Genomic DNA, 23,402 nt, shown 5'->3' with positions numbered 1-23,402 from the left:
TTATGCGAAAGGTGCATCACATGCGTTCCGGGAACGGCCGCCACAGACGCCCCCGCCAGGTACCCGCCATCGTCGTCACCGCCGGAGTCACCGGCTCCGCGCTGGCCATGCCGCTGCTCGCCGCCACCGGCGCGAGTGCGGCCGAAGCCGCGACGTGGGACAAAGTCGCCGAATGCGAGAGCGGCGGGACGTGGAGCGCCAACACGGGCAACGGCTCCTACGGCGGCCTGGCGTTCACGCAGGAGCAGTGGAAGAACGCCGGCGGCCTGGAGTTCGCCGAGCGCCCCGACCTCGCCAGCCGCTCCCAGCAGATCGCGGTCGCCGAGCGCGTGCTCGCCGCCAGCGGCGCCCAGGCCTGGGCGCAGTGCGCGGCCGCGGCCGGGCTGACCCAGGACGGCCCCGCCGCGGACGTGGACCCGGGCTCCGCGGGCAGCCACCGGGCCGTCGGCCCCTCCCCGGTCCGCCCGGACGACCAGGTCCCCGTCGCGGACGGCCACCGGCCCACCGACTACGGCGCGCCGACCCCCGCCCCGGCGACCCCGCCCCCCGGGCCGCTCGCCCCCTCCGTCGGACTGCCCGTCATGCCCGACCCGGACGGTGCGACGCCGTCGCCGACGCTCCCGCCGGTGTTCCCGGGCGACCCCACGGTCACCCCGGGTCCCGTGAACCCCGCCGACCCCGCGGTCCCCACGCCGAGCCCCACCGCCCCGGGCACCCCGCTGCCGGGCGACACCGCCGGGACGCCCGCGGCGCCCGGTGCGCCCTCCGGGTCCCCCGAATCCGCCGCCCCGGGCTCCCCGGCGGCGCCCTCCGACCCGTCGGCCTCGCCGGCCCCGGGCGCCTCCACCGACCCGGCGGACGTCTCCGCCGCCACGGCGGCCACCGGGAAGCACCGCGGCGCCCCCGCCGCCGAGGAGCCGGCGCCCTCGTACACGGTGAAGGAGGGCGACAGCCTGGCCGCCATCGCGGACGCCGCCGGCGTCAAGGGCGGCTGGAGCGCGCTGTACCAGGCCAACGAGCAGGTCATCGGCTCGGACGCCGACCTCATCAAGCCCGGCCAGAACCTGGAAATAGGTTAAGAACAACGGCATTTCGGACACCCGGAAAGTGTTGAATGTCCGGTTCGTTCAAATGAGACATGCGTCTCTTCCGGTCAACTGGCGTGTCCTGTCCGTGACCTTGGGTGAAAACCGCCCTCACCTGCGCAAATGCCCCTCGGGGGAGCGCAAGTAGGGCCCTCCCTCCCCGGATTTCCCTCGTTGAACTTCGGGGAGGGACCTGTCTACCTTCTGAATCGCCCGCCACCGCGGGCCCCTTCGACCGCATCGCCGAGTCCTGCCGGCGGACGGGGGGAACAACACGTCGCGTCAAGCGCCGAAGGCAGGAGCGGGGGAACCAAGGTAGGTGCCGCGAAAGGCCGTCGAAGACGGTCCGGACCGGCTTGGGGTGAAGACGCGCCACGTGCGCGACCGGGCAACTCATCCGCCCGAACCCGACAGCTCACCTCGCAGGCGTCGGTGAGGAGAACTCCATGCTGCTTTCGGGCAAGGGCAAGCACCGTCGCGCCACCGCCATCGAGCGGACCACCCGCATCGTCACGCTCGCCGGCGTCGCCGGCGTCGCGGTCGCGGCCCCCCTGATGACCGCCGGCACCGCCTCCGCCGCCACCGCGTCCGAGTGGGACCGCGTGGCCCAGTGCGAGTCCGGCGGCAACTGGTCCATCAACACCGGCAACGGCTACTACGGCGGCCTCCAGTTCTCCGCCTCCACGTGGGCCGGCTTCGGCGGCAAGGCGTACGCCGCGCAGGCCAACCAGGCCACCAAGGCGCAGCAGATAGCCATCGCCGAGAAGGTACTGAAGGTCCAGGGCAAGGGCGCCTGGCCGCACTGCGGCAAGGGCCTGTCCAACTCCTCGTACACCGGCGGCGGGTCGACCACCAACACGACCCCCAAGCAGACGCCGAAGACCGAGACCAAGAAGACGCAGCCGCAGAAGACCGAGGTCAAGAAGCAGACCCAGCGCGCGCAGACGCCCGCCCCCACCACGCGCTCCGAGCGCGCCGAGGCCCCCGTCGTCAAGACCGGCAACGGCTCGTACGAGGTGAAGTCCGGCGACACCCTCGGCACCATCGCCGACGCCCAGGGCGTCAAGGGCGGCTGGGAGAAGCTCTTCGAGCTCAACAAGGACATCGTCTCCGACGCCGACCTGATCTTCCCCGGCCAGAAGCTGAAGCTCGCCTGAACTCCGCGCGAACCCTCACCCGAGGGCTCCCGCAACACCTGATCCCCACCGCCCGGCGCGTACCCCCCCTCGCGCCGGGCGGTGGCGTGCCCGCCCCCGTACGCCGCCGTCAGCAGGGGGCGTATGTCCGGGAAGCGGGGTATTCGGGCCCTTTTTCGTCCCACGACCCGGGCGGTCGGCGGGCCGACCCCCCGGCTGCGGTTAGGCTCTAGGCGGCAGGGCCGGTCCTTCGGTCCGACACGCCACCGCACACCCAGCGTCACATCCCAGAAGGAGATGCTCGTGCCGTCCATCGACGTCGTCGTAGCCCGGGAAATCCTGGACTCCCGAGGCAACCCCACGGTCGAGGTCGAGGTGGGCCTCGACGACGGCAGCACCGGCCGTGCTGCCGTTCCGTCCGGCGCCTCCACCGGTGCCTTCGAGGCCATCGAGCTCCGCGACGGCGACCCGAACCGCTACATGGGCAAGGGCGTCGAGAAGGCCGTCCTCGCGGTCATCGAGCAGATCGGCCCCGAGCTCGTCGGCTACGACGCCACCGAGCAGCGCCTGATCGACCAGGCCATGTTCGACCTGGACGCCACCGACAACAAGGGCTCGCTGGGCGCCAACGCCATCCTCGGCGTCTCCCTCGCCGTCGCGCACGCCGCGTCCGAGGCCTCCGACCTCCCGCTGTTCCGCTACCTCGGCGGCCCGAACGCGCACCTTCTGCCCGTTCCGATGATGAACATCCTGAACGGCGGCTCGCACGCCGACTCGAACGTGGACATCCAGGAGTTCATGATCGCGCCGATCGGCGCCGAGTCCTTCTCCGAGGCCCTGCGCTGGGGCACCGAGGTCTACCACACCCTCAAGAAGGTCCTGAAGGACAAGGGCCTCTCCACCGGCCTGGGCGACGAGGGCGGCTTCGCCCCCAACCTCGGCTCCAACCGCGAGGCCCTCGACCTCATCCTCGAAGCGGTCAAGCAGGCCGGCTACACCCCCGGCGAGCAGATCGCCCTCGCGCTCGACGTCGCCGCGTCCGAGTTCTACAAGGACGGCAAGTACCACTTCGAGGGCCAGGCCCGCTCGGCCGCCGAGATGACGGACTACTACGCGGAGCTCGTCGAGGCGTACCCGCTCGTCTCGATCGAGGACCCGCTGTTCGAGGACGACTGGGCCGGCTGGAAGACCATCACCGAGAAGCTCGGCGCCAAGGTCCAGCTCGTCGGCGACGACCTGTTCGTCACCAACCCCGAGCGCCTCGCCCGCGGCATCGAGGAGGGCACCGCCAACGCCCTCCTCGTCAAGGTCAACCAGATCGGCTCGCTGACCGAGACCCTCGACGCCGTCGAGCTCGCCCAGCGCAACGGCTTCAAGTGCATGATGTCCCACCGCTCCGGCGAGACCGAGGACGTCACCATCGCCGACCTCGCCGTCGCCACCAACTGCGGCCAGATCAAGACCGGCGCCCCGGCCCGCTCCGAGCGCGTCGCCAAGTACAACCAGCTGCTGCGCATCGAGGAGATCCTCGACGACGCCGCCGTGTACGCCGGCCGCAGCGCGTTCCCCCGCTTCAAGGGCTGAACCGCCTCCGGGCCGTGACCCGAGGGTCCGGCCTCCGTACGTCCCCGCACTCGGTCCCGTACCGTGTGCGGGGACGTATTGCGTAGCGCCGTGCACCAGGGGAGGCGGGTTCAATGGCCGGGAACCGGGATCGGTTCTCCACCTTCTCCACCGCGACGAGGCTCAAGCAGCTCGGAGAGCGGACCGCAGCCCACGTCTACCGGTCGCAGAACCGGCGACAGGTCCGCCGCAGCCGGCTCACCGGCCGGGCCGCGCTCCTGGTGCTGGTCCTCTGCACGCTGGTCGTCGCCCTGGCGTACCCGATGCGCCAGTACGTCTCCCAGCGCTCGGAGATCGCCGAGCAGGAGCGGGCCGCCGACGCGGCGGCCAAGCGGCTGGAGCGGCTGCGCGACGAGAAGGCCCGCTGGCAGGACGACGCCTACGCCGAACAGCAGGCGCGCAAGCACCTGCACTTCGTACGGCCCGGCGAGACCGGCTACATCATGGCCGACCCCGGGGCCGAGGCGGCGCAGCAGCGCCGCACCGGGCACGCCGGGGCGGACCGGCCCTGGTACTCCAACGTCTGGGACGGCGTCGACAAGGCCGACCGCCCCGGCGACTGACGGGCCGTACGCACCCGACCGCCCCGCACCACCCCGCAGCACCCATCCACGAGAACGAAGAGACTTCCTCCAGGCATGCAGACGCCCCCGCCCCAGACCGACCGGACCGAGCCGACCGACGCGGACATCGAGGCGTTCGAGCAGCAGCTCGGACGCCCGCCGCGCGGGCTGCGCGCCATCGCCCACCGCTGCCCCTGCGGGCAGCCCGACGTGGTGGAGACCGCCCCCCGCCTCCCCGACGGCACGCCCTTCCCCACGCTCTACTACCTGACCTGCCCGCGCGCCGCCTCCGCGATCGGCACGCTGGAGGCGAACGGCGTGATGAAGGAGATGCAGGCCCGCCTCGCCGAGGACCCCGAGCTCGCCGCCGCCTACCAGGCCGCGCACGAGGACTACATCCGGCGCCGCGACGCCATCGAGGTGCTCCAGGGCTTCCCCAGCGCCGGCGGCATGCCGGACCGGGTGAAGTGCCTGCACGTGCTGGTCGGGCACTCGCTGGCCGCCGGTCCGGGCGTCAACCCCTTCGGCGACGAGGCGCTGGCGATGCTGCCCGAGTGGTGGGCGAAGGGCCCCTGCGTCACGCCGTGCGGCGGCGCCGCGGCCGAGCAGGAGAAGGAGCCGCAGGCATGACGCGGGTCGCGGCGGTCGACTGCGGCACCAACTCCATCCGCCTGCTGGTTGCCGACTGCGACCCGGAGACTGGCCACCTCGTCGAGCTCGACCGGCGGATGACGATCGTCCGCCTCGGCCAGGGCGTGGACCGGACCGGCCGGCTGGCCCCCGAGGCGCTGGAGCGGACCTTCGCCGCCTGCCGCGAGTACGCCGGGGTGATCAAGGAGCTGGGCGCCGAGCGCATACGGTTCGCGGCCACCTCCGCCTCGCGGGACGCGGAGAACCGGGACGAGTTCACCGCCGGGGTGCGGGACATCCTCGGGGTCGAGCCGGAGGTCGTCTCCGGCGAGCAGGAGGCGGAGTTCTCCTTCACCGGCGCGACCCGCGAGCTCGTCGGCGCCGACCACCTGGACAAGCCGTACCTGGTGGTGGACATCGGCGGCGGCTCCACGGAGTTCGTGGTCGGCGACGACCACGTGCGGGCTGCGCGCTCGGTCGACGTGGGCTGCGTCCGCATGACGGAGCGCCACCTCGTCGTGGACGGCGCCGTCACCGACCCGCCGACCGCGGCGCAGACCGCGGCGATGCGGGCCGACATCGAGGCGGCCCTGGACCTCGCCGAGCAGACCGTCCCGCTGCGCGAGGCCCGCACCCTGGTGGGCCTCGCCGGCTCGGTGACCACCGTCGCCGGGATCGCGCTCGGCCTGCCCGCGTACGACTCCGCGCGTATCCACCACTCGCGCATCCCGTACGAGCAGGTCCGCGAGATCAGCGAGCGCATGCTGGCGTCCACGCACGCCGAGCGCGCCGCGATCCCCGTGATGCACGAGGGCCGCGTCGACGTGATCGCGGCGGGCGCCCTCGTCCTCCTGGCGGTCATGGAGCGCACGGGCGCGACGGAGGTCGTGGTCTCGGAACACGACATCCTGGACGGCATCGCCTGGTCCCTGACCTGACGCCTACAGATTGCGATAGACGTCTCGCCGGTCGCCTGCCTTGACAACGAGGATGACGAGCTCGCCATCGTCGACCTGGTAGGCGACCCGGTGGTTTCCGACCCTGAGCCGGTAGAGCCCGGACGGCCCGGTGATCTTCTGGACGTCGCCGCCCCGCGCGAGCGGAGCGGCGGTGGGATCGAAGGCGGATGGGCCCTGAGAACGGGCGTGTTGGGGGTGCTCGGGGCGCTCGGGCTCGGCTTTCCCCGGCGGCGCGCCGAAAAGTTCGTGAAGTTCTTCACAAGGAAAAGGGGTGCCCGGGGTCAAGTCGAGGGCCCGGAAGGCCCCCCTCGGGGGTCCAACGGCCCCTCCGCGACCCTCTTCGTGCGATCCGCGGAGGGCGCCGCGCCGTGTCGGTAGGTATCCACGAACCCGGTGGTCTACTCCGGTTGGGGCCTTGGAGGCCAGTTCAGAGCGGGTGAACAACGAATCCCGCCACACCCTGGTTCCCGATCCGCACCATGACCTCCGTCACGTGGGCGGCGCAGTGTAGCAGAGCCCCTGTCGGTTCTTGTGAAGGGGCTCACGAGCATCACCCCTGGGGGTGCTGGATACTCGTTCCATGAGCACCACGGAGCGTCCCAGGATCCTCGTTGTAGGAGGTGGGTACGTAGGCCTGTACGCAGCCAAGCGCATCATGAAGAAGATGCGCTACGGCGAGGCGACCGTCACGGTCGTCGACCCGCGGTCGTACATGACCTACCAGCCCTTCCTCCCCGAAGTGGCCGCAGGCAGCATCTCGCCTCGGCACGTCGTCGTCCCGCTGCGACGCGTGCTGCCCAAGGCGGAGGTCCTCACCGGCCGGGTCACCAGCATCGACCAGGACCGCAAGGTCGCCGTCGTCACGCCGCTCGTCGGCGAGGCGTACGAGCTGCCCTTCGACTACCTGGTGATCGCCCTCGGCGCCATCTCCCGCACCTTCCCGATCCCCGGCCTCGCAGAGCAGGGCATCGGCATGAAGGGCGTGGAAGAGGGCATCGGCCTGCGCAACCACGTCCTCGAGCAGCTCGACAAGGCCGAGTCCACGACGGACGAGAACGTCCGCCGCAGGGCCCTCACCTTCGTCTTCATCGGCGGCGGCTTCGCCGGCGCCGAGACGATCGGCGAGGTCGAGGACATGGCCCGCGACGCCGCCAAGTACTACTCCACGATCAGCCGCGACGACATGCGGTTCATCCTGGTGGACGCGGCCGACAAGATCCTTCCCGAGGTCGGGCCCAAGCTCGGCACCTGGGGCAAGGAGCACCTGGAGTCCCGCGGCATCGAGATCTACCTCGGCACCTCGATGGACTCCTGCGTCGACGGCCACGTCGTGCTGAAGAACGGCCTCGAGGTCGACTCCAACACGATCGTGTGGACCGCGGGCGTCAAGCCCAACCCGGCGCTGGCCCGCTTCGGCCTGCCGCTCGGCCCGCGCGGCCACGTCGACACCGCCCCGACCCTCCAGGTCCAGGGCACCGACTACATCTGGGCCGCCGGCGACAACGCCCAGATCCCCGACGTCGCCGCCCGCAAGGCCGGAGTCGAGAACGCCTGGTGCCCGCCGAACGCCCAGCACGCGCTGCGCCAGGCCAAGGTCCTCGGCGACAACGTCGTGGCCGGCATGCGGGGCTTCCCGCAGAAGGAGTACGAGCACTCCAACAAGGGTGCGGTGGCCGGTCTCGGCGTCCACAAGGGCGTCGCGATGATCGTCATGGGCAAGATGAAGATCAAGCTCAAGGGCCGTCTCGCCTGGTACATGCACCGTGGCTACCACGGCATGGCCATGCCGACCTGGAACCGCAAGATCCGCGTCTTCGCCGACTGGACCCTCGGCATGTTCCTGAAGCGCGAGGTCGTCTCCCTGGGTGCTCTGGAGACCCCCCGCGAGGAGTTCTACGAGGCCGCCAAGCCGGCCCCGGCTCCGGCCGCCGCGGCCGCGCCGGCCGAGAAGGCCAAGGCCTCCTGACGCAGGTCCGCCCGACGGCAGGCAGGACGCCCCGCGCGTCCGGCCCGCCCCGCACGTCCCCGAAGGGGCCGCCCGCCATCCGTGGTGCGGGCGGCCCCTTCGGCGTACCCGGCGCCGCGCGCCCCGCGCGCCGCGGCATGGCGGGCGCCGTACCGGGGTAGTCCGTCCGATCGGATGGACTGGAGGTGCCGACGATGACCGACGCCGCACCGCGGCTGGCCGCTGTGGCCGAGACCCTGCTGGGCGCACCGCTCCCCGTCCGGATCCGGGCCTGGGACGGCAGCGAGGCGGGGCCGCCGGGCGGGCCCGTCCTCGTCCTGGCCCGCCGACGCGCCCTGCGCCGCGTCCTGTGGCGGCCCGGGGAGCTCGGCCTGGCCCGCGCCTGGGTCGCCGGGGACCTCACCGTCGAGGGCGACCTGTACGGGCTGCTGGGCCTGGTGTCCGGCCTGCTGTGGGAGCGCGGGCCGACCGCCCCGGCAGCCGCCGCAGCCGCCGCCCCGGCAGCCGCCGCCCCGGCCGGTACCGCCGCGCTGCTGCGCGACCCGGCCCGCCGCGCCGCCCTGCGCGAGCTCGCCGCCCTCGCCGGGCCGTGGCCGCCGCCCGCGCCGCCGCCGGAGGAGGCCGTCCGCCGCGGCGGATCCCGGCACAGCAGGGTCCGCGACCGCAAGGCCGTCAGCCACCACTACGACGTCGGCAACGACTTCTACGCCTACGTCCTGGGCCCCTCGATGGTGTACTCCTGCGCCTACTGGAGCCCCGGCGCCACCCTGGAGCAGGCCCAGCACGACAAGCTCGACCTCGTCTGCCGCAAGCTCGGCCTGGAGCCCGGCATGCGCGTCCTCGACGTCGGCTGCGGCTGGGGCGCCCTCGCCCTGCACGCCGCCCGCGCGTACGGCGTCCGCGTCACCGGCGTCACGCTCTCCGCCGAGCAGGCCGGGTACGCCCGCAAGCGGGTCGCCGAAGAGGGCCTCGCCGACCGGGTGGAGATCCGCGTCCAGGACTACCGCGACGTCGGCGACGGCCCCTACGACGCGATCTCCTCCGTCGGCATGGCCGAGCACGTCGGCGCCGCCCGCTACCGCGACTACGCCCGCGGCCTGTACGCCCTCCTCCGCCCCGGCGGCCGGCTGCTGAACCACCAGATCGCCCGCCGCCCCGAACCCGACGAACGCGCCTACCGCGTCGATGCGTTCATCGACGCCTACGTCTTCCCCGACGGCGAGCTGTCCCCCCTCGGCACGACCGTCGGCGAACTGGAGCGGGCCGGCTTCGAGGTCCGCGACGTGGAGGCGCTGCGCGAGCACTACGCCCTCACCCTGCGGGCCTGGGTGGCCCGGCTGGAGGAGCACTGGGAGGAGGCCGTCGCCCTGACCTCCCCGGGGCGGGCGCGGGTGTGGCTGCTGTACATGGCGGCGTCGGCGCTCGGTTTCGAGCACAACCGGCTCGGCGTCAACCAGGTCCTCGCGGTGCGGTCCGAGGACGGCGGCCCCTCCCGCATGCCCCTGCGGGCCCGCACCTGGGGCGGGGGGCCCGCGTCACCCCCGTGACCCGCCAGGGAACGCGGAAGGCCCCGGGGCGGTTTCGCCGCCCCGGGGCCCTCCGTGCACTGCCGGCCGCTGCTACTCGGTCTTGATCGCGGTCAGCATGTTCAGCCTCGCCGCGCTGCGCGCCGGCCACATGGCGGCCAGGACGCCGACCACGGCGGCCAGCAGCAGGAAGACGCCGATCCGGTCGTACGGGATCACCAGCTCGTAGTTCGGGATGCTGTTCTTGAAGGTGCGGCCCAGCGCCCAGGCGAGGAAGGTGCCGAGGCCGACGCCGAGGACCGCGCCGAAGAGGGAGATGACGACGGCCTCCAGGCGGATCATGTTCTTGACCCGGCCGCGGTCCAGGCCGACGGCGCGGAGCATGCCGATCTCCTGGGTCCGCTCGAACACCGACATCGCCAGCGTGTTGACGACGCCGAGGACCGAGATGACGAGGGCCATGCCGAGCAGGCCGTACATCAGGTTCAGCATCGTGCTGATGATGCCGCCCATCTCGTTGCGGATGTCCTGCTTGGTGTCGATCTTGATGGCCGGGTTGTCGCCGAGGGCGTCGATGACCTTCTGCTCGTTCGCCGCGGACTCGCCGCCCGACAGCTTGACGAAGACCTGGCGGATCTGCGGCTTCTCGCCGGCCGCGACCGGGACCAGCTTGGCATCGAGGACGTAGGGGGAGACGAGCTCGTTCTCCTCGAAGACCGCGCCGACCGTGAGGGTCTTCTTCTCGCCGCCGTCGAAGGCGGCGTCGATCGTGCTGCCGACCGACAGGCCGGCCTTCTTCGCGGTCTTGTCGGCGACGGCGACCTGGCCCTGGGCCAGGGAGGCAACCGAGCCGCTGACGACCTTCAGGTTGACGACCTTCTCGATGGCGGCCGGGTTGACGCCGGACGCGGAGTGGAAGACGTCGCCCTTGCCCTTGAAGTAGGCGGACTGCTGGGCGGAGACGGCGGTGACGCCCGGGGTCTTCTCCAGTGCGGTCAGGACCGAGGGGTCCAGGTCGCCGCCGCTGGCCATGGTGAGCATGTAGTCGGCGCGGATCTGGTCCGTGGTGGAGCGGTCGACGGCCTTGCCGACGGTCACGCCGAGCACGGTCAGGCCCGTCACCAGGGTCAGGCCGATGGTCAGCATGCCGGCGGTGACGCCGGTGCGCCGCGGGTTGCGGACCGCGTTGCGGGCGGCGAGGTTGCCGGCGGTGCCGAAGACGCGGGTCAGCAGCGGGCGCACGACGGCGATCAGCGGCCGGGACAGCATCGGGATGAGCACGGCCACGCCGATCAGCGTGAAGAACGCGCCGCCGCCGATGATCCAGCGGCCAGTCTCGCCGCCCTTCGCGGAGCCCCACAGGATCAGGGCCGCGCCGAGGCCGGCCAGGACGCCGCCGAAGCTGTTGAGCAGGACGAGGGACTTGGCGGTCTGCGGGAGGTGGGCGCTGCCCATCGCCGCGACCGGCGGGATCTTGGAGGTGCGGCGGGCCGGCAGCCAGGCGGCGAGCACGGTGACGACCAGGCCGACGAGGAGGGCGGTGGTGACGGCGGTCGTGGAGACGACCAGCGGGCCGGCCGGGATCTTCGCGCCGAAGCTGTCCATGCCGGAGCGCAGGCCCATGGCCAGGAGCACGCCGACGCCGAGGCCGAGGACGGAGGAGAGCAGGCCGACGAGCAGGGACTCCGTCAGGACGGAGCGGCGGACCTGGCTGCGGGTCGCGCCGACGGCGCGCAGCAGGGCCAGTTCCTTCGTCCGCTGGGCGACCAGCATGCTGAAGGTGTTGTAGATGAGGAAGATGCTGACGAAGAGGGCGATGAAGCCGAAGGCGAGCAGGCCGGTCTTCAGGCCGCTCATGCCTTGTTCGATGTTCTTGGCGTTGCGCTCGGCGAGGGCGGCGCCGGTCTCGGCCTTGGCGTCCTTGCCGACGACCGGGGTGACGTCGGCGAGGAGCTTGGCCGCGTCGGTGCCGGGCTTGGCCGCGACGGCCAGCTCGGAGTAGTAGCCGGGGGCGAGGTAGAGCTCCTGGGCGACCTTGGCGTCGAAGAGGACGAGCGAGCCGCCGGCGTTGACGGCGCCGTCCTCGGTGGTGAAGACGCCGCTGAGGGTGTACTCCTTCACCGGGCCGTTGGTGGCGACGCGCACCTTGTCGCCGACGGAGTAGCGGCCGGCCTTGGCGGAGGCCTGGTCGAGGGCTATCTCCTCGGCCTTGGCGGGCCCGCTGCCCGCGGTGAACGCGTAGCGGGGGTCCTTGCCGTCCTGGACGGGCGCGAAGTTGGCGCCCTGGTTCATCCAGCCGCTGCCGATGAGTTTGCCGGAGGGGTCGGCGACGCCGGCGAAGCCGGAGACGCGGCCGGAGGCGGAGGCGACGCCGGGCAGCTTGGCGACCTTGTCGAGGGTCTGCCGGCTGATGCCGGGCTCGCCCTCCTCCTTGGTGCCGTCCTCGGCGCGGCCGGGGCCGAGGTGGGTGACGGAGACGGCGACCCCGTCGAAGCTCTTGCGGGACTGGTCGGACATCGCCTTGCCGACGGTGTCGGTGAAGACGAACGTGCCGGAGACGAAGGCGACGCCGAGCATGACGGCGAGGACCGTCATCAGCAGTCGGGCCTTGTGCGCGAGCACGTTGCGCAGGGCGGTACGGAACATGGGGAATCCAGGAGTCGTGGCGGCCGCCGGGGCGGCGGCGCAGGAGGCGCGGTCGGGCGGTTCGGGGAGGGCGGCGGGCGGGCGGCTGCGGGCCGGCGGCCCGGTCACGGCACCGGCCGGTACTAGCTGGTGCGGCCCTTGGCGTCGAAGGCCTTCATGCGGTCGAGGACGCCGTCGGCGGTGGGGGCGAGCATCTCGTCGACGATGCGGCCGTCCGCGAGGAAGACGACGCGGTCGGCGTAGGAGGCGGCGACCGGGTCGTGGGTCACCATGACGACGGTCTGGCCGAGTTCGCGCACGGAGTTGCGCAGGAAGCCGAGGACCTCGGCGCCGGAGCGGGAGTCGAGGTTGCCGGTGGGCTCGTCGCCGAAGATGATCTCGGGCTGGGAGGCCAGGGCGCGGGCCACCGCGACGCGCTGCTGCTGGCCGCCGGAGAGCTGGGTGGGGCGGTGGCCGAGGCGGCCGGAGAGGCCGACCATCTCGATGACCGTGTCGAGCCACTGCTTGTCCGGCTTGCGGCCGGCGATGTCCATCGGGAGGGTGATGTTCTCCAGAGCGGTCAGGGTCGGCAGCAGGTTGAACGCCTGGAAGATGAAGCCGATCTTGTCGCGGCGCAGCTGGGTGAGCTGCTTGTCCTTGAGGGAGCCGAGCTCGGTGTCGCCGATGCGTACGGAGCCGGAGGAGAACGTGTCGAGGCCGGCGACGCAGTGCATCAGCGTCGACTTGCCGGAGCCGGACGGGCCCATGATCGCGGTGAACCGGCCGCGGCCGAAGTCCACGGACACGTTGTCGAGCGCGACCACCTGGGTCTCGCCCTGGCCGTACACCTTGGAGAGGCCGGTGGCCCGGGCGGCCACGGCCAGGGTGGTGTGCGGGGCGTGGTTCATGGTGGTCACGGGGGCTGCTCCTCGGATGCTGACCGGCTGCGGCGGTCTGCGGATTGGGACCCTCCCATCGTCTCCGCGCAGCAGGGGCAGGGGATCAGCCGCGGTGCCCGTTCACCGGCCCACTGGAGTCTGACCGCGGGACCGGCCGGATCCTCCTCTGGTATGACTGCGCCCCCTGGGGGGTGGCCTTCCGGGGGATCGCGCGTGCCGCGGGAGGGCCGGTGCGGGCCGGCGGGGGTGGGGTGGCCCGGGGTGGCGGACAGGTGGCGCGGAGGCCGGCGGGGGCCATCGAAATCCCGTCATTCCCGTATGGCCGGTCGTCGGTGCCGCAACGGGCCGACCCCGCGTTCTCCGGCCTGACGGACACTCAAGCGCCAATAAAATCAGACAACATAGGAAAGTGTGCCCGTCCCCGACCAGGGCATTCCCGATAGGCTCGGTCCGGCGTCCGGTTGATTTTCCGAGGCGCCGGCTCCCATGCCCGGATGGTGGAATGCAGACACGGCGAGCTTAAACCTCGCTGGCCTTGAGGTCGTGCCGGTTCAAGTCCGGCTCCGGGCACTCCCACTTCGGCCGATCCACCCGCGAACACCCGGTGGCTCGGCCTCATTCCGTTTCCGGCCCGCCCGCGGCCCCGTCCGCGGCCCCGCCCGCGCGCCGGCGTACGCCGACCGGCCTGCCCTGCCCCCGACGCAACCCGCCTCATGCGCCCCGGCCGCCTCATGCGGCGCCGGAGCCCCCCGAGCCTCCGACCGCCTCCTGTGTCCCCGCCGCCACCCCCGTCCCGCTGCCCGGCCCGCCCGCCGCGCCGCCGACCGGCGGTTATGCCCCTGCGCGCCGCCCGTCCTTCTCCTAAGATCCTCCTCCAGCAGTAGGGTGATTTCTTTGCTAGCGCATTACTCTTGTTGCAAGGCCGCGCAAGGTGGCCATGGAGGAGTGAGATGAGGAGCAGTAACCCGGTCTTCTCGCGACGGGGGTTCAGCCGCGACAACGGTGCCTACGCGGGCTTCGACGTGCAGCACCAGCAGGCCGGGGCCAACCCGTACGCGACGAATCCTTACGCCACCGACCCGGCCACCGGGATGCCGCAGGCGCCCGCCCGCGTCGACGCGATGACCATGGACGACGTCGTGAGCCGCACGGCCATGACGCTCGGCACGGTCATCCTCACCGCGACGCTCGCCTGGATCGCCCTCCCGGTCGACCCGGCGAACATCGGCAAGTCCTACGGCATCGCGATCGGCGCCGCGCTCGTCGCCATGGTCCTGGCCCTCGTCCAGGCCTTCAAGCGCAAGGCGTCCCCGGCGCTCATCCTGGGCTACGCGGCGTTCGAGGGCGTGTTCCTCGGCGTCATCAGCGCCGCCACCAGCACCTACCTCGGTGCCGGTGTCGTCATCCAGGCCGTGCTCGGCACCATGTGCGTCTTCGCCGCGGTGCTGTTCGCGTACAAGATGCGCTGGATCCGCGTGAACCGCCGGTTCTACGGCTTCGTCATGGCCGCGGCCATGGGCTTCATCCTGCTGATGGCCGCGAACCTGCTGTTCTCGGTGTTCGCGGGCGGTGACGGCCTCGGCTTCCGCAGCGGCGGCCTCGGCATCCTGTTCGGCATCATCGGCGTCATCCTCGGGGCCGCGTTCCTCGCCCTGGACTTCAAGCAGGTCGAGGACGGCATCGCCTACGGCGCCCCCCGCGAGGAGGCCTGGCTCGCCGCCTTCGGCCTGACCCTGACCCTCGTGTGGATCTACCTGGAGATGCTGCGCCTGTTCCAGATCCTCTCCGGGGACGACTAGCAGGACCGGGCCCGGCAGGGCCCGCCGGCACCACCGGGAAGGCCCCGCGAGCGCGACGCTCGCGGGGCCTTCCCGCGTTCCGGTGCAGACCGGGCGGGTGGGGGCAGGGAGGGGGACGGAGGATCAGCCGAACCTGCGGGCGGCCCTGCGCAGGTCGTACTCGTGGATGATCGCCTTGGCCTGGCCGTACGACAGCTCGTGCGCGCCGCGCAGCCAGCTGACCTTCTCCTCGAACCGGACCAGGGACGGACCCTCGTCCACGGTGCGGAGCCAGTCCGCGACCTCGCGGCCGGTCGTCTGCGGAATCCTGTCGATCATGTTGCGGTGGGTCTGCTCGGAGAACTCTACGGACATGGGCGCCTCCGGGGTGTGGCCGTGCTGTTCCCTTCCCGTCACCGTGCCGGAGAGTCCGGCCGTTGGCAATGGCGCCGCCCCCACGCGTAAGGTCGGCCGCGTGCTCGATACCTCGCCCCTGACCGACGCCGTCGAACGTTTCGCCGACCGGCTGCGCGCCATGCCGCAGAGCCGTCTCCAGCGCGGAGCCGCCGCCGAGGCGCTCGAACTGGCCCGCGAGCTGTCCGTACGCGCCCAGCGGCTCGAAGCGCCGGACGGGGCGGCTCCGGCGCACACCATGCCCGACGCGGGCGTCTTCGCCGTCGGCGACCAGGTCGCCGTCGCCGGAACCGACCTCGCCGAGGCCCTGCGCGCCGCCCCGGAAACCGCGAAGGCCCCGTCCGAGATGCTGGACGAGGCCGTGCGGCTGGTGGAGCAGGCGGAGGTCAGAGCGACGCGATGACGCGGTCCGCCAGGATGTAGACGTTGTTGTCGGGGTCCTGCGCGTCACCGCCGCAGGAGAACGTCAGCGCGTAGGCGCCCGAGATACCCGAGCCGCCCAGCAGGACCGGCGCGGTGCCCGAGCGCAGCGCCTCCGCCAGGCGCTCCGCCGTCTCGCGGTGGCCCGGCGTCATGCACAGCGTCGTGCCGTCCGTGAACACGTACACGTCGAGCGTGCCCAGGGGGCCCGGACGGACGTCCGCGAGCGCCGTACGGGCCTCCGCCAGCTCCTCCAGGCGGTTCACCGTGCGCTCGTGGTCCGCGCCGGCCGACACCGGCTGCGACGGGACGAAGTCCGGGTGCGAGGGGTGGCGGCGGCGCGCGGCCGCCAGCTCCGCCGAATCCTCCGGGTACTCGTCGGCGACCTCCTCGCCCAGCACCGGCTCCAGACCCACCAGATCCGCCTGGCGGGGCAGGAAGACCGGGCCGTCGTCCGCCAGGCCCGGGAGCCCGCCCAGCAGGGACGGGGCGTCGCCCGCGAAGGTCGGCGAGGCCTCGGCGGCCTCGCGGGCCTCCTGCGCGGCCCAGAAGGCCCGCGCCTCGGCGAGCTCGCGCTCGCGCTCCTCGGCCAGGGCCTCCGCCACGGCGGCCCGTATCTCGGCGGCAGGGGACTCCGCGGCGCCGCGGGCGTGCGGGACGCTCGCACCGCGCGGCCGGGACGGGACGGCAAGCTCGCCCCGCAGGGCGGTGACCTGCTTGCGGAGGCCGTGGACGGCGTGCAGCGCAGCAGCGCCCACGGCCGCGGCGGCGGCCGTGGTCAGCAGCAGGGCAAGAGACATGGCGCTCACTGACTAACTCCTGATTGACTCGATCCCCCGACTTCCTACATCAGAGTGTCCCGACCTGGGAATGGCGTGCAGTGCATTACGTCACGAAATGGACAGGGCGTTCGTCACACAGGAGAGCGGCATACCCCGCCTGAGCTGCGAAAATGCCGAACCCCCAGGATGTTTGTCACATCCTGGGGGAGATTCGGTCACAGGTCGGCCGCGGAAGGATTGGATCCCGGCGCCCCAGGAGGCCCGGACCAGGGCAAACGAGGCGCTTCACTCAGCCGCTCGCACCCTTGGTCGCGCTGGGCTTCGCCTCCGCTGCGGGCAGGTGCCGCCCTCGTTCCTCGGGCGACCCCTACCCTCCGCTGCGGCTCAGCTCAGCCGCTCGATCACCATCGCCATGCCCTGGCCGCCGCCCACGCACATCGTCTCCAGGCCGAACTGCTTGTCGTGGAACTGGAGGCTGTTGATCAGGGTGCCGGTAATGCGGGCACCGGTCATCCCGAACGGGTGACCGACGGCGATGGCGCCGCCGTTGACGTTCAGCTTCTCCAGCGGGATGCCGAGGTCCCGGTAGGAGGGGATGACCTGCGCGGCGAACGCCTCGTTGATCTCGAACAGGTCGATGTCGCCGACCGTCAGGCCGGCCCGCTTCAGGGCCTGCTTCGACGCCTCGACCGGGCCCAGGCCCATGATCTCCGGGGAGAGGGCGGTGACGCCGGTGGAGACGATCCGGGCCAGCGGGGTCAGGCCCAGCTCGCGCGCCTTCGTGTCGCTCATGATGACCAGCGCGGCGGCGCCGTCGTTCAGCGGGCAGCAGTTGCCGGCCGTGACCAGGCCGTCCGGGCGGAAGACCGGCTTCAGGCCCTGCACGCCCTCCAGGGTGACCCCGGCGCGCGGACCGTCGTCCTTGCTGACGACCGTGCCGTCCGGGGTGGTCACCGGGGTGATCTCGCGGGCCCAGAAGCCGTTCTTGATGGCCTCCTCGGCCAGGTTCTGGGAGCGGACGCCGAACTCGTCCATGTCCTGGCGGGTGACGCCCTTCAGGCGGGCCAGGTTCTCGGCGGTCTGGCCCATCGAGATGTACGCGTCCGGGATCAGGCCGTCCTCGCGCGGGTCGTGCCACGTCGAGCCCTCGGACTGGGCGACCTCGGCGGTCCGCGCCTCCGCCTCGGCGAACAGCGGGTTGTGCGTGTCGGGCAGGCCGTCGGAGGTGCCCTTCACCGAGCGGGAGACGGTCTCGACACCGGCGGAGACGAAGACGTCGCCCTCGCCCGCCTTGATCGCGTGCAGGGCCATGCGGGAGGTCTGCAGCGAGGAGGAGCAGTAGCGGGTGATCGTGGTGCCGGGCAGGTAGTCCATGCCCATCTGCACCGCGACGATGCGGGCCAGGTTGTGGCCCTGCTCGCCGCCGGGGAGGCCGCAGCCGAGCATCAGGTCGTCGATCTCCCGCGGGTCCAGCTCGGGGATCTTGGCCAGGGCGGCCTGGATGATCGTCGCGGTGAGGTCGTCCGGGCGGACGTCCTTGAGGGACCCCTTGAAGGCGCGCCCGATCGGGGAGCGGGCGGCGGAAACGATGACGGCTTCGGGCATCGGGGCTCCAAGGGGTGAGTTGCGGCTCATTGCGGACCGCATGCGAAGTTACCGGCCCGTACGGTCTTGGTCACCGGGTGGGGCGTGTGATGCCGGTCGCTCCGCAGGGTCCGGGGGCTGGTCCGGGGGTGTGCGGGGGGCGGATGGCGCGTTGGCCGGTCAGGGGTCCTGGGAGTGGGTGAGGGTGGCCGGGGGGTGGGCCGGGCCGGCGTCTTCCGCCGGGACGCGGCGTCGGCGGCGGTGTTTCAGGAGGGCCCACGGGCCGCGGGCCGGGGTGACCTCCGTGCCCGCCTGGCCGGCTGCGGCCGAGGCGGCCTGGGCCACCGGCAGCATGTCCTCGTCCCGGCTCACTTCCAGCCGGTCCGACTCGGGCCACAGGGACAGCGCCGCGCACACCGTCGGCAGGATGGCCATCGCCGCGGTCGCGTACCCCTCGGCCGACGGGTGGTAGGAGTCAGGGCCGAACATCTCGCGCGGGTTCGCCGCGAACTCCGGGCCCAGCAGGTCACCCATCGAGATCGTGCGGGCCCCCAGCGAGACGGCCCCTATGGTCTGGGCCGCGGCCAGCTGCCGCGACACCCGCCGGGCCAGCCACCGCAGCGGCTGGTACACCGGCTCGATCGTGCCCAGGTCGGGGCAGGTCCCGACGACCACCTCGGTGCCCGCCAGCCGCAGCCGCCGCACCGCCGAGGTGAGGTGCCGCACCGACTGTGTGGGCGGCATGCGGCGCGTCACGTCGTTCGCCCCGATCATGATCACGCAGATGTCCGGCGGCGGCGCGTCCCCGTCCAGCAGCAGCCCGGCCTGCCGGTCGAGGTCGTCGGACATCGCCCCGGACAGGGCCACGTTCCGCAGCTCCACCGGCCGCTCGGCGACCGCCGCCAGCCCCGACGCCAGCAGCGCCCCCGGAGTCTGCCGCGCCCGGTGGACACCCAGCCCGGCGGCCGTCGAGTCGCCCATCATCGCGAGCCGCAGCGGCCCTGGGTCCAGCCCGCTGCCGCAGAACCCGCCGCCGTACAGGCCGTCCGCGCGCGGCGGGTCCGGCAGGCCGCTGCCGACCGTCCGCTTGGCGAACTGGACCTCCGCCAGCACCAGCCCCACGGCGGCGACCCCGACCAGGCCGAGCCCGCCCCCGCCGTACGCCGCCCCCGCCGCGATCCGGCGGGCCGTCCTTGCTCTGGACACCCTTCACGCCACCTCCGTCCTCGTCGACCTTCCTGCCCCGTACCGCCCGTCCGCCAATCCCTTTCCGCATACTCTGGCCATGTCTCCCGGAGAACCCGTGGAGTCCCATCCCTGGAGAACATGGTGCAATTCCACGACTCGATGATCAGCCTCGTCGGCAACACCCCGCTGGTGAAGCTCAACCGCGTGACCGAAGGCCTTCAGGCCACCGTCCTTGCCAAGGTCGAGTACTTCAACCCCGGCGGCTCCGTGAAGGACCGCATCGCCCTCCGGATGATCGAGGCCGCCGAGCAGAGCGGTGCGCTCAAGCCCGGTGGCACCATCGTGGAGCCGACCAGTGGCAACACCGGTGTAGGACTCGCCATCGTGGCCCAGCAGAAGGGCTACAAGTGCATCTTCGTCTGTCCTGACAAGGTGTCGATGGACAAGATCAACGTGCTGCGGGCGTACGGCGCCGAGGTCGTGGTGTGCCCGACCGCGGTCGACCCGGAGCACCCGGATTCCTACTACAACGTCTCCGACCGCCTCGTCCGCGAGACGCCCGGCGCCTGGAAGCCGGACCAGTACAGCAACCCGAACAACCCGCGCTCGCACTACGAGACCACCGGCCCCGAGCTGTGGGAGCAGACCGAGGGCAGGATCACGCACTTCGTGGCCGGCGTCGGCACGGGCGGGACGATCTCCGGCACCGGCAACTACCTGAAGGAGGTGTCCGGCGGCAAGGTCAAGGTCATCGGCGCCGACCCGGAGGGCTCCGTCTACTCCGGCGGCTCGGGCCGCCCGTACCTCGTCGAGGGCGTCGGCGAGGACTTCTGGCCGACCGCCTACGACCGGAACGTGGCCGACGAGATCATCGCCGTGTCCGACAAGGACTCCTTCCAGATGACCCGCCGCCTCGCCAAGGAGGAGGGCCTCCTCGTCGGCGGCTCCTGCGGCATGGCCGTCGTCGCCGCGCTGCGCGCCGCCGAGAACCTCGGCCCGGACGACGTCGTCGTCGTCCTGCTCCCGGACAGCGGCCGCGGCTACATGAGCAAGATCTTCTCGGACGAGTGGATGGCCGGCCACGGCTTCCTGGAGGAGGCCGGCCCCGCCGCCCGCATCGGCGACGTCCTCGCCGACAAGGAGGGCGACATGCCCTCCCTGGTGCACATGCACCCCGAGGAGACCGTCGGCGAGGCCATCGAGGTGCTGCGCGAGTACGGCGTCTCCCAGATGCCGGTCGTCAAGCCCGGCGCAGGCCACCCGGACGTCATGGCCGCCGAGGTCATCGGCTCCGTCGTGGAGAAGGAGCTGCTCGCGGCGCTGTTCGCGCAGCGCGCCGCGCTGAGCGACCCGCTGGAGAAGCACATGAGCGCGCCGCTGCCGCAGGTCGGCTCCGGCGAGCCCGTCTCCGACCTGATGGCCGCGCTGGGCAAGGCCGACGCGGCGATCGTGCTGGTCGAGGGCAAGCCGACCGGCGTCGTCAGCCGCCAGGACCTGCTCGCGTTCCTCGCGAAGAACGCGTGACGGCGGCGCTGCCGGCCGCGTGCCGGGGCTTCGTGCGATCGGCACGGGCCCGACACGCGGCGGCAGCACCGGCTTAACACGCGCAGGGCACAGTGGTGGGTGTCGGCAGGGGCGAGGGCCCCGGCCGGCGCCACGGAACGGCGTCTGCACACCTCCGGAGCGGCTCCCGGACCTGCGGCGCCACGGACGCGGACGGCCCTGACCCGGCCCGTGTCCCGCGCGGGGACCGCCGTCGTCCCGCCCCTCGCACACCCCGAGGGTGCGGCGGTCCCCGCGTTCTCCGGCCCCGGACCGCCCCCTCCGCGCCCGGCCCGCCCGTCTCGCGGAGCGGCCGCGGGTTGCCGTGCCTGCATAGACGCATGCAGAGTGCTCCGTGACTGAATACGTACGGGGACGGAGGGTCGGGATGACGAGCGACAGCCCGGCGGCGCGCCTGCAGAGGCTGTTCGAGGGGCACCGGCTGACGCCCACCCAGCGGCGGATCGCGCACTGCATGGTGCGCGGCGCCACCGAGGTGCCGTTCCTGTCGAGCGTGGAGCTCGCCGAGCTGGCCGGCGTCAGCCAGCCCTCGGTGACGCGGTTCGCGGTGGCCCTCGGCTTCGACGGCTACCCGGCCCTGCGCCGGCACCTGCGGGAGGTGGCCCCGCCCGCCGAGCGGGCGGAGGAGCAACAGGAGGACGCCTACAACGAGTACCAGCAGGCCGTCCAGGGGGAGATCGAGAACCTGCGGCAGCTTTCGGCCATGCTCGCCGACCCCTCGCCGGTCCAGGAGGCGGGCCGGCTGCTCGCCGCGTCGGTGCCGCTGCCCGTGCTGGGGCTGCGGGCGGCGTCCTCGCAGGCCCGCGGGTTCGCGTACTTCGCCGCCAAGGTCCACCCGGACGTGCGGCTCCTCGACGAGGGCGGCTCCATGCTCGCCGACCGGATCGACGCGGCCGCCGGCGCCGGCGCCTCCGCGCTGCTGTGCTTCGCCCTGCCCCGCCACCCCCGCGAGGTGGCCGAGGCGCTGGAGCACGCCCGGCAGGCGGGGCTGACGGTGGTGACGGTCGCCGAGTCGCCGTTCGCGCCCGTCGCCCGCGTCTCCGACCTGCTGATCCCGGCGCCGGTCGGCACCGGGCTGGCCTTCGACACCGCCTGCGCGCCGATGCTGCTGGGGCGGGTGCTGCTGGAGGCGATGGCCGACGCGCTGCCCGACGCGCAGGCGAGGCTGGAGGCCTTCGACGCGCGGGCCGCGGCCCGAGGCCTGTTCGTCGAGTAGGCGGGCGCGGGACGGTCAGCCGAGGGGTTCCGCAAGGTCCGCGCCGGCCTCCGCCGCCAGGTCCGCCAGGGTCTGCGCCCGGCGGGCCGTACGGAAGGACACCCCGCCCGAGCCGTCCACGGTGAAGCCGTGGACGGCCGGCCGGGGCAGGCTGTTGTAGCCGTAGTGGGCCGTGAAGAAGTAGGCGCCGGTGTCAGGGACGCCGATCAGGTCGCCCGGCGCCAGCTCGGGCAGCTCCCGTGCGGTCGCCAGCAGGTCGCCGGCGAAGCAGGCCGGGCCGGCCACGTCCTGGGCGACGGGCGGGCCCTGCTTCGGGGCGCCCTTGCCGTCGTAGGCGAGGATCCGCAGCGGCCACGCGGCGGGCGCGTAGACCGTGCGGGTGGCCAGCTGGACGCCGGCGTGCGTCAGGGCGATCGGCCGCCCGCCGGTGCTCTTCGTGTACTCGACGCGCGCCACGACCAGGCCGTGCTTGGCCAGCAGCGACCGCCCGAACTCGGTGACCAGCCCGTACGAGCCGTCGAACAGGGCCGGGACCGCCTCGCGCAGCGCGGCGACGTAGTCCGCGTACGTGGGAGCGTGCGCGTCCGAGGTGAAGTCGACGGGCAGGCCGCCGCCGATGTCGAGGGTGTCGACCTGGCGGCGCCCGGCCGCCGCGTTGATCTCCTCGGCCAGCGCGTGCAGCTCCCGTACGCCCTCGGCGATCAGCGGCAGCGGGACGCCCTGGGAGCCCGAGTGGGCGTGCAGCCGGGTCAGCCAGGGGCGGTCCAGGAAGGCGCGCACCAGCCAGGCACGGGCCCCCTCGTCGCGCAGGGCGATGCCGAACTTCGAGGTGGCGGTGGCCGTGGAGAGGGCGTCGATGGCGCCGGCGCCCGTCTGCGGGTTGATCCGTACGCCGATCGGGGAGGCCGTCGGGTGCTGGGCGACCAGCGCGTCCAGCCGCTCCAGCTCCTGCCGGCTGTCGGCGTTGACGGCGATGCCGAGGGCGAGGGCCTCGCGCAGCTCGGCCGCCGTCTTGGCGGGGGAGTCCAGGACCGTCCGCTCCGGGCCCACGCCGGCGGCGCGGGCCAGGGCCAGCTCGCCGGGGCTGGCGACCTCGCAGCCCAGCCCGCAGTCGGCGAGCAGCCGCAGGACGGGGACGAGCGGCGCGGCCTTGACCGCGAAGGCGTGCAGGACGGGCGTCCCGGGCGCCGCGGCGGCCGCGAAGGCACCGGCCAGGGCGGCGGCGGAGGCGCGGATCCCGGCGGTGTCCAGCAGGCAGACCAGCGGCGGCGCGGAGTCCGCCCCGCCCACGAGGCCCTGCTCGACGGCGGCCCGGACGGCCAGGTCCCGGCGCTCGGCGGCGCCCTGCGCGTGCGTGTCGGCAGCCATGTCCGCCATCCCACCACCCGGCGCGCCCGCCCGCAGCTGTTGACTGGAACTATTCAGCCGGTGAAGATGTGAATGGA

At 72.7% G+C, this 23,402-nt stretch carries 20 protein-coding genes, 1 tRNA gene and 1 riboswitch; of the genes, 13 read left to right on the top strand and 8 right to left on the bottom strand.

Annotated elements, in window-relative coordinates; genetic code table 11:
- The first annotated feature begins 20 nt into the window (after positions 1-20).
- The 6 genes from C0216_RS27375 (at position 21) to C0216_RS27350 (ending at position 5,975) form a co-directional block, all read left to right on the top strand.
- A complete protein-coding gene (locus C0216_RS27375; RefSeq protein ID WP_114057833.1) occupies positions 21-1,079 on the top strand; it encodes a transglycosylase family protein in 1,059 nt (352 codons plus the stop codon).
- 283 nt (positions 1,080-1,362) lie between these two features.
- Positions 1,363-1,529, top strand: a riboswitch (cyclic di-AMP (ydaO/yuaA leader).
- Positions 1,530-1,531: 2 nt separating this feature from the next.
- Positions 1,532-2,242, top strand: a complete 711-nt coding sequence (locus C0216_RS27370; protein ID WP_114057832.1) for a transglycosylase family protein — start codon at positions 1,532-1,534, stop codon at positions 2,240-2,242.
- A gap of 282 nt (positions 2,243-2,524) precedes the next feature.
- Positions 2,525-3,805, top strand: coding sequence for a phosphopyruvate hydratase (gene eno / locus C0216_RS27365; RefSeq protein WP_114058957.1), 1,281 nt, complete (start codon positions 2,525-2,527; stop codon positions 3,803-3,805).
- 113 nt (positions 3,806-3,918) lie between these two features.
- Positions 3,919-4,407, top strand: coding sequence for an FtsB family cell division protein (locus C0216_RS27360; RefSeq protein WP_114057831.1), 489 nt, complete (start codon positions 3,919-3,921; stop codon positions 4,405-4,407).
- Positions 4,408-4,482: 75 nt separating this feature from the next.
- Positions 4,483-5,037, top strand: a complete 555-nt coding sequence (locus C0216_RS27355) for a DUF501 domain-containing protein (protein ID WP_114057830.1) — start codon at positions 4,483-4,485, stop codon at positions 5,035-5,037.
- Positions 5,034-5,975 (top strand): Ppx/GppA phosphatase family protein, encoded by a 942-nt coding sequence (locus tag C0216_RS27350; RefSeq protein ID WP_114057828.1) that lies wholly within the window; start codon positions 5,034-5,036, stop codon positions 5,973-5,975. Before C0216_RS27355 ends, C0216_RS27350 begins: the two co-directional genes overlap by 4 nt.
- A gap of 3 nt (positions 5,976-5,978) precedes the next feature.
- On the opposite strand, the gene C0216_RS35135 is transcribed toward C0216_RS27350, so the two are convergent.
- Positions 5,979-6,455, bottom strand: coding sequence for a type II toxin-antitoxin system RelE family toxin (locus tag C0216_RS35135; protein ID WP_281277960.1), 477 nt, complete (start codon positions 6,453-6,455; stop codon positions 5,979-5,981).
- A 121-nt stretch (positions 6,456-6,576) separates the two neighbouring features.
- On the opposite strand from C0216_RS35135, the gene C0216_RS27340 reads away from it, so the two are divergent.
- Positions 6,577-7,962 (top strand): NAD(P)/FAD-dependent oxidoreductase, encoded by a 1,386-nt coding sequence (locus C0216_RS27340; RefSeq protein ID WP_114057826.1) that lies wholly within the window; start codon positions 6,577-6,579, stop codon positions 7,960-7,962.
- Positions 7,963-8,156: 194 nt separating this feature from the next.
- Positions 8,157-9,509, top strand: coding sequence for an SAM-dependent methyltransferase (locus C0216_RS27335; RefSeq protein WP_114057825.1), 1,353 nt, complete (start codon positions 8,157-8,159; stop codon positions 9,507-9,509).
- A gap of 72 nt (positions 9,510-9,581) precedes the next feature.
- Here the strand turns inward: C0216_RS27335 and C0216_RS27330 are convergent, their stop codons facing one another.
- Both C0216_RS27330 and C0216_RS27325 read right to left on the bottom strand, forming a co-directional pair.
- Positions 9,582-12,134 (bottom strand): ABC transporter permease, encoded by a 2,553-nt coding sequence (locus C0216_RS27330; protein ID WP_114057824.1) that lies wholly within the window; start codon positions 12,132-12,134, stop codon positions 9,582-9,584.
- 122 nt (positions 12,135-12,256) lie between these two features.
- The gene (locus tag C0216_RS27325) at positions 12,257-13,021 is read right to left on the bottom strand and encodes an ABC transporter ATP-binding protein (RefSeq protein WP_114058956.1); all 765 of its coding nucleotides are present in this window, start codon (positions 13,019-13,021) and stop codon (positions 12,257-12,259) included.
- Between the two features lie 479 nt (positions 13,022-13,500).
- Between C0216_RS27325 and C0216_RS27320 the strand changes: the two genes are divergently transcribed.
- Positions 13,501-13,582, top strand: a tRNA-Leu gene (locus C0216_RS27320).
- 380 nt (positions 13,583-13,962) lie between these two features.
- Complete coding sequence (locus C0216_RS27315) at positions 13,963-14,811, top strand: Bax inhibitor-1/YccA family protein (protein WP_114057823.1); 849 nt, start codon at positions 13,963-13,965, stop codon at positions 14,809-14,811.
- A gap of 123 nt (positions 14,812-14,934) precedes the next feature.
- Here the strand turns inward: C0216_RS27315 and C0216_RS27310 are convergent, their stop codons facing one another.
- Positions 14,935-15,165, bottom strand: a complete 231-nt coding sequence (locus tag C0216_RS27310) for a DUF4287 domain-containing protein (protein ID WP_114057822.1) — start codon at positions 15,163-15,165, stop codon at positions 14,935-14,937.
- A 100-nt stretch (positions 15,166-15,265) separates the two neighbouring features.
- Between C0216_RS27310 and C0216_RS27305 the strand changes: the two genes are divergently transcribed.
- Entirely contained in the window at positions 15,266-15,607 is a 342-nt protein-coding gene (locus C0216_RS27305) for a hypothetical protein (RefSeq protein WP_114057821.1), read from the top strand.
- Here C0216_RS27305 and C0216_RS27300 read toward each other — a convergent pair.
- The 3 genes from C0216_RS27300 to C0216_RS27290 all read right to left on the bottom strand — a co-directional run bounded on the left by C0216_RS27300 (position 15,591) and on the right by C0216_RS27290 (position 19,196).
- On the bottom strand, positions 15,591-16,424 hold the full coding sequence (locus C0216_RS27300) for a hypothetical protein (protein ID WP_174250558.1): 834 nt from the start codon (positions 16,422-16,424) through the stop codon (positions 15,591-15,593). The genes C0216_RS27305 and C0216_RS27300 overlap by 17 nt on opposite strands.
- A 366-nt stretch (positions 16,425-16,790) precedes the next feature.
- Complete coding sequence (locus C0216_RS27295; RefSeq protein WP_114057819.1) at positions 16,791-18,011, bottom strand: acetyl-CoA C-acetyltransferase; 1,221 nt, start codon at positions 18,009-18,011, stop codon at positions 16,791-16,793.
- Positions 18,012-18,170: 159 nt separating this feature from the next.
- Positions 18,171-19,196, bottom strand: coding sequence for an SGNH/GDSL hydrolase family protein (locus tag C0216_RS27290; protein WP_114057818.1), 1,026 nt, complete (start codon positions 19,194-19,196; stop codon positions 18,171-18,173).
- 123 nt (positions 19,197-19,319) lie between these two features.
- On the opposite strand from C0216_RS27290, the gene C0216_RS27285 reads away from it, so the two are divergent.
- Entirely contained in the window at positions 19,320-20,702 is a 1,383-nt protein-coding gene (locus C0216_RS27285; RefSeq protein ID WP_114058955.1) for a cystathionine beta-synthase, read from the top strand.
- Positions 20,703-21,108: 406 nt separating this feature from the next.
- Positions 21,109-21,957, top strand: a complete 849-nt coding sequence (locus C0216_RS27280; protein ID WP_114057817.1) for a MurR/RpiR family transcriptional regulator — start codon at positions 21,109-21,111, stop codon at positions 21,955-21,957.
- A gap of 15 nt (positions 21,958-21,972) precedes the next feature.
- On the opposite strand, the gene C0216_RS27275 is transcribed toward C0216_RS27280, so the two are convergent.
- Entirely contained in the window at positions 21,973-23,325 is a 1,353-nt protein-coding gene (locus C0216_RS27275; protein ID WP_114058954.1) for a diaminopimelate decarboxylase, read from the bottom strand.
- Positions 23,326-23,402: the final 77 nt, after the last annotated feature.

Source organism: Streptomyces globosus, from assembly GCF_003325375.1.
In the GTDB taxonomy this organism is placed as follows: Bacteria; Actinomycetota; Actinomycetes; order Streptomycetales; family Streptomycetaceae; genus Streptomyces; species Streptomyces globosus_A.
This window is presented reverse-complemented; position numbering and strand designations above follow the sequence as displayed.